Below are 12,307 nucleotides of genomic sequence, written 5' to 3'. Positions count from 1 at the left end.
TGTGCTCCGCTTACGTGGACGATCTACCCTGCGATCGCGGGACGGACTTTCCAGAACTCGGTTGCCGTTTCGAAGGCCCTGGAGAGCTGCAGGACGCCGAGATCGTCGCGGAACCGTCCGACGATCTGGATGCCGACCGGCAACCCGTCGTCGGTGAATCCGGCTGGAACCGAGATCGCCGGCGAGCGGGTGATGGTGATGAAGTAGGCAGTCTGCATCCAGGAGATATAGGTCTCCATCGTCACCCCGTCGACCTCATGTGGCCAGTCCCATTCGATTGGGAAGGGGGGCACCTGGTTGACGGCGCAGAGGACGAACTCGTACTCCTGCATGAAGACTCGCAACCGTTCGAAGATCTGTTGCTGCATCGACATGCCGCGGTCGAAATCGGCGGCGGAGAGGCGCTTGCCGTATTCGATGTTCCAGATCGCTTCCGGTTTCACCATGCCCGCTGGCTGACCGAGCAGATTGCGCTCGTCCTCGGCCATGTTCGCCGCGCGCAGAATCTGGAAACACTCTTCCGCGCCCGAGAGATCGGGCACGGCATCCTCGACGATGCAACCGAGCGCTTCGAAGGTGGCGCGTTGCGCGTCGAGCGTGGCGCGCACCCGGGGATCGAGCGGCAAGCCGCCGAGATCGGGACACCAGGCGACCTTGACGCCCGTGAAGTCCCGTTCCAGCGGCTGGCGAAAGATGCCCGGATCGACCGGATAGGCAAGCTGGTCACGCGGGTCGGGACCGGCCATGACCGAGAGGAGAAAGGCGCAGTCTTCAACCGTTCGCGCCATCGGGCCCTTCACGCCCAGGCCGAGCCACGGTTTGGAATTCGGCCAGGTGGGCACCAATCCCGGACTGACGCGGAAACCGACCACATTGTTGAAGTTGCCGGGATTGCGCAGCGAACCGCCGGTGTCGCTGCCATCGGCGATGGGGAGCATGCGGCTCGCAAGCGCGGCGGCCGCGCCGCCGCTGCTGCCACCAGCGCTCATCCCCAGGTTGTACGGATTGTGGCAGGGTCCGAAGACCCGGTTGTAGGTGTGCGAGCCGAGCCCGAATTCCGGCACATTCGTTTTCCCGATGACGATCGCGCCCGCTCCGCGAATGCGTTCCACGATGAGGGCATCGCGTTCCGCCATGTGGTCTGCGAAGAGGGGTGAGCCGTTGGTGGTGGGAAATCCGGCCGCGTCGCAGAGGTCTTTCACCCCATGTGGCAGCCCAAACAGCGGTCCGGGTGTGGCGCCAGCGGCGAATTCGCGGTCCTTCTCGACCGCGAGCGCGATGGCCTGCTGGGGGTCGAGCATGTTGACGATGGCATTGACCTGAGGATTCACCCGTTCGATCTGCGCCAAGTGAGCCTCCATCACCTCGCGCGCGGAGAGTTCCTTCTTGTGCAACCGCTCGCTCAGCTCGATGGCGGTCGAATTCACAATTTCGTTGGACATGCTGACTCCCCTTCCTGGCCGCGTCGGTCTCGTGGCGGCATTGTAGAGGGGAACGCCAGGGGTATTGGCGGTCTCGCCGCAGATTCGTGTGGGATTCCGGTCCTACAAGAAGCGGGCGCAGACGTCGTTCGCCAGGAGCGTGCCTCGGGCGGTGAGGCGCAGGTTGCCTCCTGCCCATTCCACCATGCCGAGATGCGCGAGCTCGTCGATCTGCGCGCCGAAATGGTCGAGCAATGTCACACCATGGCGTGCCTCGAACGCCGACGCCGAGACACCTTCGAGCAAGAGGCGCAACCCGAGCATCATGGTCTCGCCCATTTGGAGATCGGGCGAGAGATCCTCGATGTTCGAGTGGGGAGACTCGCCGGTTTCGATTGCCTCGATGTAGGTCAATGGTTTGAGGTGGTTCATGAACCGTTCGGAGCCAATCCGGCCATGCGCTCCGGCACCGAACGCGGCATAGGCGCCGTTGCGCCAATAGACGAGGTTGTGGCGTGAGGCGAACTCCGGACGTCGCGCCCAGTTCGCGATTTCATAGTGAGCCCATCCGTCTCCACCGAGGGCGTCCATGGAGATTTCGTAAAGGTCCGCGGTCGTGTCGTCGTCCAGCACGGTCAGCACACCGCGTGTGACGGCATCGGCCATCGGCGTGCCCGGTTCGACGATTAGCGAATAGAGCGAGCAATGCTCGATCGGAAGTGACGCTATCGTCTCCAGATCGTTGCGCCACTGATCGATCGTCTGTCCCGGCCAGCCGAAGATGAGATCGAGTGAGAGATTGTCGAATCCGGCACGACGGGCGGCGTCGACGGCGGCAAATACGTCGCTGGCCTCGTGTTGCCGGCCCAGCACGCGCAGTCCTTTGCGGTCGAAGGTTTGCGCGCCGATGCTCAGACGGTTCACACCGCACAGGCGAACCCGTTCGAACCAAACGTCATCGAGACCGTTCGGATTGGCCTCCAGAGTGATCTCGGCTGCGGGATCGAGATCGAATGCGTTGCGGCATGCATCCACGATGCGCTCGATCTGGGTCGGGTCGAGCAGCGAGGGGGTTCCTCCACCGAGATAGACCGTTTGCGCCGGCATGCGCGGATGCCGTGCGATGTCCTGCACCAGCGCATCGACATACCTGGGAATCAGCGAGTCGAGACCGCGATAGGTGTTGAAATCGCAATACGGGCAGATGTGGCGGCAGAACGGAACGTGGATGTAGATGCCGACCGGGGCGTCGGTGGGGAGAGGCGCGGTCAACTCGATACTCCAACTGGAGGCGTCGTCCACCCGTCATCCCGACCGGAGCGAAGCGGAGTGGAGGGATCTCTTGGTCTCCGGGCCGCAGGGCGTTGTGCCGGTGGCTGAGCTTCGGGGAGCGGAGAGGTTCCTCGACAAGCTCGGAACGACGGAGGGAGTGTGGGGAACAGAGAGGTTCCTCGACAAGCTCGGAACGACGGAGGGTGTGAGGTGTGGCTAGCTGGGTGAATCATTGGGGTTGGAGCGAAGCGGTTTCGGCGGATTTCAGTCGATTCCAGGCGTGTTGGGCACGGGCGGCTTGCTCGGCCGTTGCGGGAACCGATGCATAGCGTACGTCGTCATAGATCGCAGTGAGATCATCGAGCGCCGTCGTGGCAAGGGGCGAAAGCAGGTTCGGGCCAGCGCGGCGGTCGAGTTCGTCGGCGGTTTCTTCTGCGGAGCGACCGAGTTTGCGCGCTTCGGCGTAGCGGAGCCAATCGGCATATGTCTCCCGGATCGCCACGGTGTGCGCCCATGCCGGATCGCCGCGGAGCGCGACCAGCGGATCGCGGACGATGGGTCGGCCAAAACGACCGCGAAACCGGTCGAGCCAAGCGCCAAAGCCTCTGCCCCGGCCGTATTCGCGTTCGCCGGTTTCCAGGGGATCGAAATCCCGCCGGGTGAGCGCGAGCCCAAAGCGGGTCAAGCCATAAAAGATCGCCAGCAAGACCAGGAACGCCAACAGGTAGCGCACTGGGTCGGGGGGTTGCCAGTCGAGCATCGAACGTGCCGGATCGTTCTGCGCATTGGCAGGGAATCTGTCGAAACGCGGCAACCCCTGATAGTTCCCCAAGGAGAGGAACCAGACGATTGGCAGCGAAATGATCATGACCAGCAGCGTCAGCAGCAGGACCAGCAACTGGAAAAATGGCTCTAGCACCGTGTCGAGGAACGACAGCGTGGCCGATGAGCTGCGAAACGCATCAAAGGTGAGCAGTCCGGCCAGCGCGACCGCAATGGCCACGATTGCCAGCGTGGGCAGCAGAACTGTCGTCAAGAGGCGGCGACGGGAGTGCGTGGCCTCGTGTCCTTGCCGCGCGATGGCGAGCGCGATGAGCGTGGCAGCAAAGACAACGACTGCTCCAACCGCGATCGTCCGGTCGGTCGGCCCGGTCGTGACTCCTGCAGAACCGATCGAGACCAGCGCGGTCACCAGCGTAGCTGCCATGAGCATCGAACGGCATCGTTCCAGCCCCGGCGCGCTGTTGAAACGCGCCAGCCACCAGACCGCCGCGCTCAGGCCGATTGGCGCCCACACGGCGATGTCGGCGGTCGATTGCTCGAAGACGAGCGAGCGCCCGGCCTGTTCGATCCAGTCCGAATCGAGCCAGGGATACCCTGGAAACGAGACGATCTTGATCGTGGCCAGTGTCGAGAGCGCGATCGCCAGGGCCATGGCGAACCCAAACCCGGCATGCCAAATGCCGTGATCGTGCAGCAGCCGCGGCAGACCGCCTGCCAGCATGACCAATGCGACGGGTAGCCAGACCGGAAGCGGATCGTGCTGGCTGGAGAATGGGGCGAAGAACAGGTCGGCCACCATCCAGATCAACACCCCTTGCGCCAGGAGCAGAAGGAGCTCGACGACCCATTCGCGGCGACCGTAGGTGAGCGTGGCCTGGCTCATGCCGCCTCCCTGGTGAGTGGCGGGTCGATCTCCCAGCGTTGCACCCCGGGAAGCGGGTCGCTCACCGCCTCGCCGACTGGCACGAAGAGCGGGTCGATTCCGGCCAGGGTGTAGAGCCGCAGTTCGTTGGCGATGGCCGGAGAGGTCATGGGTGAGACGAGCACGAAGGTTGTCTCGCGGCTGCATCGTACCCGCTCTTGCCGGAGCACGTTCGCCACTGGCACGGTCGAAAACGCCCAGAGACGAGCCAACCCGTTCATGATGTGCGCTTGCTGTTGCGCGCCGCGCCCGGGCGGGATGCGCAGCGGGGTATCGAACCCGGCGATCAACCCGTTGGTGGAGACCCCGACGCTGATTTGCTGCTCGATGCCCCAACGGGCAATCGATGCGGCAATCTCGATCGCCCGCTCGCTCTGCTCGATCGCCAACCCTTCCCAGTAGTGAGTAAAGGTGTCGAGGTTGAGCACGACCATCATGACGGTCGAGATCACCGGGTCGTTGACATTCACTTTCAGGGCGCTGGTGCGGGCGGTGGCTTTCCAGTTGATGATGCGAAACGGATCGTCCGGGAGATAGTCACGCACTCCTGCTCGGCGCATCGGGTCCGTCACCAGACGCCTTCGGGCGGTGAGCGGACCGAGCAGCCGTTCGTTGCGAGCGGGTGGTTCATGTATCGGGAACGAGGCCGGATAGACGACCAGCTCCCGCTTGCCGCCAGCGACGCGCCGGCTGGAGAAAAACCCGAACGGGTCGCTCGAGCGAAGCGTAGCCGGACCGACGCTCCACGGTCCGCGACGGGTGCAATCGAGCGGAATGGTCCAGGTGCGTCGTTCGAATGGCCGCAAACTGGCGCGTAGATCGAGTGATCGGTTGACGGACGAACCCTCCACCGTGCTCTCGCGATCGACTGGCAACAGTGCTTCTGACAATGTCAGATCGACGGTGATCTCTGGCAGCGGCAACGGTTTTTCGTTGGAGAGTGTGACCGTCAGCATCACACGATCGCCCGGAAACGCGCGCTGGGCGGAGAGGCTGGTCTCGAACTGGACATCGTCGAGCGCGTACCGGTTCCAGAGACTTGCTCCCGCTGCGGTGCACAGCACGAAGAGCCCCACCAACGTCACCGAGTAGCGGTCGAGACCGATGCCGATCAGCAGCAGGAGCAGCGCGCCATACACCCAGAAGCGGCCAAAGTAGAGACTCCGGTCGCCCTCTTCCGCGTGAAACGGGGAACGCAGCCGGTTGAATTGGGTTGGCCAGGGAATCATGACCCGCCGTCGAGTCCGATGCTCCCCTCGACCGGCACCGGGATGGCGCGCAGAAGATCGGCCACGAGCCCGGCGGGGGATTGCTCGCGCAGTCGAGCTTCCACCGTCATGACGATCCGGTGTTCCAGCACCACGGGGGCGAGCCGTTTGATGTCGTCTGGGGTGACCGAAGCGCGACCCTGAATCGCGGCGAGCGCTCGCGCACCCGCGGCCATGGCCAGCGAGGAGCGCGGACTTGCTCCCAACTCGACACCCGGCGCGGTGCGTGTGGCGCGGACCAATGCGGTGAGGTAGGAGGCCACCTCGGGCGAGAGATAGACGTGACTGGTGGCGCGACGGGCGGCTTCGACGTCGCCCGGAGTGCCCACGGTGTTCACCGGTCCCCCGCCACTGAATGCTCCGGAGACCATGGCCACCTCGTCGTTCTCCTCGGGATAGCCCATGCTCAAGCGCATCATGAAGCGATCGATCTGCGCTTCCGGCAAGGGGAAGGTCCCCTCCAGCTCGATCGGGTTCTGGGTGGCGACCACCAGAAAAGGAGCCGGGAGGGCGTGGGTTTCGCCCTCGATCGAAACCGTGCCTTCCTGCATCGCTTCCAGGAGCGCGGATTGGGTGCGTGGCGTGGCGCGGTTGATCTCGTCCGCCACGACGACATTGGAGAAGATGGGGCCGGGGCGAAAGCGGAACTCGGCGGCCTTCTGATCGAAATAGGTGATGCCCGTGACATCGCTGGGGAGCAAGTCTGGTGTGAACTGAATGCGACGTGTCGTGCCACCGAACGCTTGCGACATGGCGCGCGCCAACGTCGTTTTTCCAACGCCTGGCACGTCCTCGATCAAAACATGGCCACCCGCCAGCATAGCGGCCAACAGCAGTTCCGCGGTCTCGTCCTTCCCGATGACCGAGGTGCGAATCTCGTCCAGGATGCGTGCGGCCAGATCGGCCACGAACGCAACGCTCGTTTCCGGATTCGCGGTAGAGACGGTCATTCGCGTGAGTGCTCCTTCTCGGGAGATTGTAGATGAGTCGCGAAGCGACCAGGACTCGGGTCCAGAGTCCAGGGCGCCTTGCCAGATCCGCAAGAAATGGTGATGGCCAGGAGTGCGGACTCCTGACCATCACCTTGCGGGGGTTGGTAATGCGGGCAGTGGGAAGAGGTGGGTCGGCTAGGGTGTGAACTCGAAGCCGGACCATTGATAGGCGGTCCCGTTCGACGGGAAGTCATAGCCGCTGATGGTGTAGGCGCCGGTGAACGGGGTCGCTACGCGGTTCCAGTTGCCACCGTCGTTGGTCTGCCAGAGTGTGAGATGGATATGCGGCACCTGGACGAACCCTTCGCCACCGACGTCTGAGATCGTGCCGATGAAGTCGCCTTGTGTGATCGTGTCGCCCGGTTCCCACCCGCGGTCGACCGTCAGGTGGAACATGGCGAAGGCATAGCCATTGCCCATATCGATGGTGATGCCGCCGGACGAGCGCTCGTACCAGCGCACCGTGCCGGAGACCGGCGCATAGACGTTGATGCCGGCGGTTGCGCCATCGGTGCGAGCGATATCGAAGGCATAGAGGTATTGCCAGGTGGAGCTGGTGTTCTGGTGGCTCGATCCGTTGTAGCCCTGGATGACCTCCCAGGTTCCACCGGAAATCGGCCAGACAATCGCTCCGCCTACTGGAGGCGTCGTCGGTGTTGGCGAGGGCGTGGTTCCTGAGAACGTGATGTAGGCCGACGACGCGAAACCATTGGTGGATCCGTAGCGGACCGGATAGAACCCATTGGTCAGATTGCCGGTCACCGTGATCTGCGATCCGTTCGGCATGACCAGAATCACGCTTGCGGTAGACGACGCCCCGGAACGGAGATTGAGATTGGCGGTGGTCCAGGCGGTACGGCTGATCGGGGTGGGCGTGGGAGTGGGCCCCGTGCCGCTGATCCGCAAATACGTGGAGGAGGCGTACCCGCTGGTTCCGTTGTAGGTCAGCGGATAGAACCCGTTCTGGGCGGAACCCGTGATGGTGACCGTGGCGCCATTGGGAATGACCAACAGCACCGCATAGGTCGTGCCCGGGCCCGAGCGGAGATTGAGCCGCGCGGTGGTCGTGGCGGTTTGAGTGGAGAGAACCTGGATGAACTCGGCGGCGGCGTATCCGGCCGTGCCGTTGTAGGTCACCGGGTAGTAGCCATTGCTCAACGCGCCGGTGATGGTCAAGCTGGCGCCGGTTGGCATCAACGCCAGCACCGAGTAGTTCACACCCGGACCGGAACGCAGGTTGAGCGGACCGTCGGCCACGATGGCCGGGGTCGATGCGCCCGTGACAGAGATGTACTGGCTGGCGGACCATCCGGTGGTTCCGTTGTAGACCAGTTGGGTGAAGCCGTTTTGCACCTGGCCGGTGGTGCTGACCGAAGAACCGTTGGGGATGACCAGCAGGATCGCGAAGCTGGTTCCCGGCCCGGACCGGAGGTTGACCGATGCCGTTGTGGTTGCAGCGGCAGCAGGCGCAACCGCTCCGTCCGCGTTGACCAGGTAGTCGGAGATCATGTACCCCGGTTGGCCGGCGGAATTGACGAGATACCAAACGGTCTCATCTGCATCATCGACAAAGGGACCGTCGAGCACATCGACGATCGATCCTTCCGGCACACTGGTCAGCACTACGCCGGAGTACGACGGCGTGTCCCGCAGGTTGACATTGTCCCCTTGCGCGTCGCTGACCTGCGCCTGGCCGCCGACGATCAGATCGGTCGCGGCTTTGGCGTCGAATTCGGTTGCAATTGGAATTGCCAGCACGAACAGGAGCGTGAGCACGCCCACGATCCGGCTTCGCCGATACGGCAGCGCCGTCATCCGCCTTCCCTCCGTCTCGACAACCCGCCGATCTGCAATGTCGGCCCAGCAGAAGCTGTCGAGCGTTGTTCGGTTCTCGATACGCCCAGCCAGGAAAAACCGTCGAACCGGATAACCCTGGCGTGGCGGCTCCACCGTCGGATGACGGGCGGGGAAGAGCCAGCGTGCGGGGACACGTTCTCAGCGTATTGCGTAAAACCCTAGCGGACACCGCAAACAGCTGTCCACCTGAACGAACGGCCAATTTCGGCTGGTGTCTCTCGATGCCAGGTGGCTGTGCGGCGAGCGCTACACTCTTTGCTGCATTACCGTGCGGGTTTGCCCCCGCTGCCAAAGGACACTTGAATGAGCAAATCCAACGCAGACTTGCGTATCACCGACGTTTCGATGGACCTGGAAAAGGGCACCGAGAAGGTGCCACTGGCGCCATTGGTCTATACGCTGACCGCGAACCTGAACGACGTGGCGCTGACCAAGAGCGTGCTGGCCGTTCTCGAGCTTGGGAAGAACAAGATGCCGATGGAAGTCGACCTGGAGGGCGCAAAGTTCGTTCCCGGTGGCGCAGAGGTGACCGTGAATGCCGGGAGCGGGAGGTTTTTGCGTGCCAAGGCAACCGCGGTGATCGGCATCAGCGCCAGCAACGATCAGCAGGTGACCGTCGAGATCAAGGAGATCAAGGCGCTTGGCAAGTTGCCGATCGAATCGATCGTCGGACCGATCCTGGACAAGGGGCTGGACAAGGCGACCGCCTATCCCGGGGTCGAAAGGGACGTCACTCGTGGGCGCACGTTGCGGGTCGATCCGAATGTGCTGCTCAAGAGCCAGGGTGTCCCGCTGCGCTTCGCCCAACCGGGTGGATGGACCGTCAACACGGGAGCCGATGTGCTGACAGCCGTCTTTACCGCGGAATAGCAGGCGCCCGGTCGCCACTCGGGCATTGTCTTCGCCAAATGCTGTGAGCAGGAGCGGTTTTCGCTCCTGCATCCCCTACCCGTCTTCGCGGCGCGTGTGCCAGTTTGCCGAACCGCGGGCAGACCAGCGGCCGTTGTGCCGCGTGACGTCGATGGGATATCCGAACGCGGCAGAAACGTGCTCGCTGGTCAGCACGTCGTCTGCGGGGCCGATGGCGACGATCTCGCCTGCGCGCAGCAGCATCGCGTGCGTGGTGGAAGACGGAAGTTCTTCCAGATGATGCGACACAAAGACAGTAGCCAGTGCGGGCCGCGCGCTTGGCATGGTGGCAAGTGTCGAAAGCAGCGCCTCTCGGGACGGAAGATCGAGCCCGGTCGCCGGCTCGTCGAGTAGCAGCAGCGGCGGATCGGCCATCAATGCCCGGGCGATGCGCACGCGCTGTTTCTCCCCCTGGGAGAGTGTGGCGAACTCCCGCTCCTTCAGGTCGATCGCGCCCACGAGTTCCAGTTGTTCCGCCGCGCGGTCATGGTCGGCCGGACCAATGCGATCGTGGAGCACCCAGGCGGTGCTGGTGGCGCCGGTGAGCACCACCTCTTCGACCGATTGCCAGTCATGAACGGTCTGCGAAGGGCTGATGTGTCCGATTCGCTCGCGCAAGTCCCAGAGGCTGACAGTTCCCAACTGCTTGCCGAGCACCTGCGCCGTCCCGGTGCTCGGGAAACGCGCCGCCCCGGCGATCGAGATCAGGGTCGATTTGCCGGAGCCATTGGGTCCGAGCAGGGCCCATTGCTCGCCGGGGAGCACCTCCCAGTCGATATGGCGCAGTACTTCGAGTCCCTCGGGCAGGAAGAGCGAAACGTCGTCCAGCACGAGCACGGGCGCGCAATCGGTCATGCGTGAATTGGTTGTCCTTTACGTATCGACACGGCGAAAGATCAAGCGGGCTTCCGGCTGGCCGGTTTCGTCGAGAATCAACTCCCAGCCCTGACGTTTCATACGCTCGATGGTGGCCGGTTTGTCGCCAGGTCCCACCGAATCGAGATAGATCACATATTGATCGGGCGCTGCAGCAGGCCGTTCGGCGCCGCCGAATTGGCTCGTTTCCATCCAGGCGGTGATGAATGCGCGCGCCAGCGCAACGACCGGTCGTTCCAACCCGGTATGCACCTGCGGCTCACCCTTGTTGTTGCGAGTGGTGACGGTGGCGTCCGCTGGAGTGACGGGCGTCGCCCCCAGGGGAATGCTCACGTGCGCGCCCCAGCCACGCTCAGCACACGCCGCCATGATGGCCCCAAGATCGAACCCGTCGTCGGTCACCAAGGGCGTCACCCCGGCGGTTGCCAACGTGCGTCCCATATCCGAATCGAGGTCGATGATCGGGCGCTGATCGACCGCGCCGAGCGGCTCGGGATTGAGCGCGGACTGCAACCGCAACCGCAGTTCCCCGGCCGCCCAGGGTTCCACCGGTGAACCGTCCCACCCAACCGCGGGACGCGGGCCGGTTGTGAGCGCATGCAGCAGCAACCAGATCTCGTTGCGCGAGAGGACCAAACCGACCGGCTCATCGCCCCATTGCATCAGACGCGCTCCTTCCGGACGGGAGATGGCATCGCTTGTTTCTGGAGCAGCACGGCACGTACCTCTTCCATGATCTCGCGTTGGAAACGGTCTTTGGAGAACCGCTCCGCGTTGGCGCGCGCCTTGACTGGTTCCCACGCGATGGTGTCGAAGGTCTGCATGGCATCCCGCAGCGATTCGGCGGTGCGCTCGTGAAAGAAGACTCCGGTCTCGCCGGGAATGATCGACTCCAATGCGCCTCCAGCCCCGAACGCGATCACAGGCCGGCCCGCCGCTTGCGCTTCCACCGCCGAGATGCCGAAGTCTTCCGAGCCGGCAAGAATGAATCCCTTGCACCGCGCCATCAGTTTCTGCACCTCGTCGTCATCGAGCCGTCCGAGAAACTCGACGGTTGGTCCTGCCATCGACCGAAGCTCGGTTTCCGAGCGCCCCGAGCCGACAACCTTGAGTGGTATGCCATGCCGGGTGCAGGCACGCACCGCCAGATCGACCCGCTTGTGCGGCACCAGTCGGGAGACGACCAAAAACCAGTCTTCCGGCCGCGCGGCGGGGTCGAAGGGAGGGAGATCGACTGGGGGGTAGATGACCGTGGCATGGCGGCGATAGGTGCGCTCGATGCGCGCCGCAACGTTTCGCGAATTCGCGATGAACCGGTCGACCCGCTCGGCCGCGCGGCGATCGGAACGGCGCAAGCCGCTGAAGACGGCGTGCATGGCATGGCGCACGCCGGGAGGAAGCGCGGCGGGCTCCAAATAGTCGCGGTCACCGTAGAGAAAGCGCGCCGGACTATGGCAATAGCAGAGGAGCCCAGTGGTCGGCTCGACCGGCACATGATGCGCCCAGGCGCTGGAGTCGACGATGACGAAGTCGAGGTCGCGCAGATCGGCCTCGAAACGTCGAAAGATGGCGGGATAGACCGGGATCATCGCGCGATGATATGTCGCCGCGCCGGGTAGTTTGGCGATGGCGCTTTCGCGCACATCCCAGGTTTGGGTCACGTCTGGCAGTGCCGCAGGATCGGCGATCGAGCAAAAGATCGGCGCGGCTGGAAAGAGCTCGTGCAGGGCCACCAGCACTCGCTCAGCACCACCAAATTGCGTCAGGTAGTCATGCACGAGTCCGACGCGCAACGGCTCCCCGCTGTCTAGCCGCGGTCTGACCGGTGGCGCTACCGCGGTCTGCATGGTTTCGAACGTGGGGAGGATGGCGCGTCGTTCATTGCGGCAAGTATCGCACCCAACGGACTCGGGTCCGGACTGACATTGCAACCACGGTCGCGCACGTACGGGCAGATAACATGGAATGAGTGTGGGAACGGGGGGAGATTGGGGCTGTCACGGACAA

10 protein-coding genes are annotated in these 12,307 nt (G+C 63.8%); 1 reads left to right on the top strand and 9 read right to left on the bottom strand.

Annotated elements, in window-relative coordinates; genetic code table 11:
* Positions 1 to 23: 23 nt before the first annotated feature.
* The 6 genes from R2855_14205 to R2855_14180 all read right to left on the bottom strand — a co-directional run bounded on the left by R2855_14205 (position 24) and on the right by R2855_14180 (position 8,473).
* A complete protein-coding gene (locus R2855_14205) occupies positions 24 to 1,442 on the bottom strand; it encodes an amidase (protein MEZ4532156.1) in 1,419 nt (472 codons plus the stop codon).
* Positions 1,443 to 1,544: 102 nt separating this feature from the next.
* A complete protein-coding gene (gene hemW / locus R2855_14200) occupies positions 1,545 to 2,693 on the bottom strand; it encodes a radical SAM family heme chaperone HemW (protein ID MEZ4532155.1) in 1,149 nt (382 codons plus the stop codon).
* Between the two features lie 229 nt (positions 2,694 to 2,922).
* Complete coding sequence (locus tag R2855_14195) at positions 2,923 to 4,359, bottom strand: DUF4129 domain-containing protein (protein ID MEZ4532154.1); 1,437 nt, start codon at positions 4,357 to 4,359, stop codon at positions 2,923 to 2,925.
* On the bottom strand, positions 4,356 to 5,627 hold the full coding sequence (locus R2855_14190; GenBank protein ID MEZ4532153.1) for a DUF58 domain-containing protein: 1,272 nt from the start codon (positions 5,625 to 5,627) through the stop codon (positions 4,356 to 4,358). The genes R2855_14195 and R2855_14190 overlap by 4 nt, the downstream gene beginning before the upstream one ends.
* Positions 5,624 to 6,616: an AAA family ATPase gene (locus R2855_14185; GenBank protein ID MEZ4532152.1), complete on the bottom strand. Its 993-nt coding sequence runs from the start codon at positions 6,614 to 6,616 to the stop codon at positions 5,624 to 5,626. The genes R2855_14190 and R2855_14185 overlap by 4 nt, the downstream gene beginning before the upstream one ends.
* A gap of 177 nt (positions 6,617 to 6,793) precedes the next feature.
* On the bottom strand, positions 6,794 to 8,473 hold the full coding sequence (locus R2855_14180; protein ID MEZ4532151.1) for an SH3 domain-containing protein: 1,680 nt from the start codon (positions 8,471 to 8,473) through the stop codon (positions 6,794 to 6,796).
* Positions 8,474 to 8,818: 345 nt separating this feature from the next.
* Between R2855_14180 and R2855_14175 the strand changes: the two genes are divergently transcribed.
* Complete coding sequence (locus R2855_14175) at positions 8,819 to 9,385, top strand: hypothetical protein (GenBank protein MEZ4532150.1); 567 nt, start codon at positions 8,819 to 8,821, stop codon at positions 9,383 to 9,385.
* A 75-nt stretch (positions 9,386 to 9,460) separates the two neighbouring features.
* Here the strand turns inward: R2855_14175 and R2855_14170 are convergent, their stop codons facing one another.
* Genes R2855_14170 through R2855_14160 form a run of 3 tightly spaced genes read right to left on the bottom strand, consistent with a single transcriptional unit; the run spans position 9,461 to position 12,093 of the window.
* Positions 9,461 to 10,279, bottom strand: a complete 819-nt coding sequence (locus R2855_14170) for an ATP-binding cassette domain-containing protein (GenBank protein MEZ4532149.1) — start codon at positions 10,277 to 10,279, stop codon at positions 9,461 to 9,463.
* Positions 10,280 to 10,297: 18 nt separating this feature from the next.
* Positions 10,298 to 10,963, bottom strand: a complete 666-nt coding sequence (locus R2855_14165) for a hypothetical protein (protein ID MEZ4532148.1) — start codon at positions 10,961 to 10,963, stop codon at positions 10,298 to 10,300.
* Entirely contained in the window at positions 10,963 to 12,093 is a 1,131-nt protein-coding gene (locus R2855_14160) for a glycosyltransferase (protein MEZ4532147.1), read from the bottom strand. The genes R2855_14165 and R2855_14160 overlap by 1 nt, the downstream gene beginning before the upstream one ends.
* Positions 12,094 to 12,307: the final 214 nt, after the last annotated feature.

This window comes from Thermomicrobiales bacterium, assembly GCA_041390825.1.
Lineage (GTDB): Bacteria > Chloroflexota > Chloroflexia > Thermomicrobiales > UBA6265 > JAMLHN01.
Note: the sequence above shows the minus strand (reverse complement) of the source record. Positions and strands in the feature narration are given on the sequence as shown.

Bases quoted from the DNA above. Each gene is read 5' to 3' on its own strand.
- R2855_14175 (MEZ4532150.1), top strand. From the start codon at position 8,819: ATGAGCAAATCCAACGCAGACTTGCGTATCACCGACGTTTCGATGGAC.
- R2855_14205 (MEZ4532156.1), bottom strand. From the start codon at position 1,442: ATGTCCAACGAAATTGTGAATTCGACCGCCATCGAGCTGAGCGAGCGG.
- R2855_14170 (MEZ4532149.1), bottom strand. From the start codon at position 10,279: ATGACCGATTGCGCGCCCGTGCTCGTGCTGGACGACGTTTCGCTCTTC.
- R2855_14180 (MEZ4532151.1), bottom strand. From the start codon at position 8,473: ATGACGGCGCTGCCGTATCGGCGAAGCCGGATCGTGGGCGTGCTCACG.
- R2855_14165 (MEZ4532148.1), bottom strand. From the start codon at position 10,963: ATGCAATGGGGCGATGAGCCGGTCGGTTTGGTCCTCTCGCGCAACGAG.
- R2855_14195 (MEZ4532154.1), bottom strand. From the start codon at position 4,359: ATGAGCCAGGCCACGCTCACCTACGGTCGCCGCGAATGGGTCGTCGAG.
- R2855_14185 (MEZ4532152.1), bottom strand. From the start codon at position 6,616: ATGACCGTCTCTACCGCGAATCCGGAAACGAGCGTTGCGTTCGTGGCC.
- R2855_14190 (MEZ4532153.1), bottom strand. From the start codon at position 5,627: ATGATTCCCTGGCCAACCCAATTCAACCGGCTGCGTTCCCCGTTTCAC.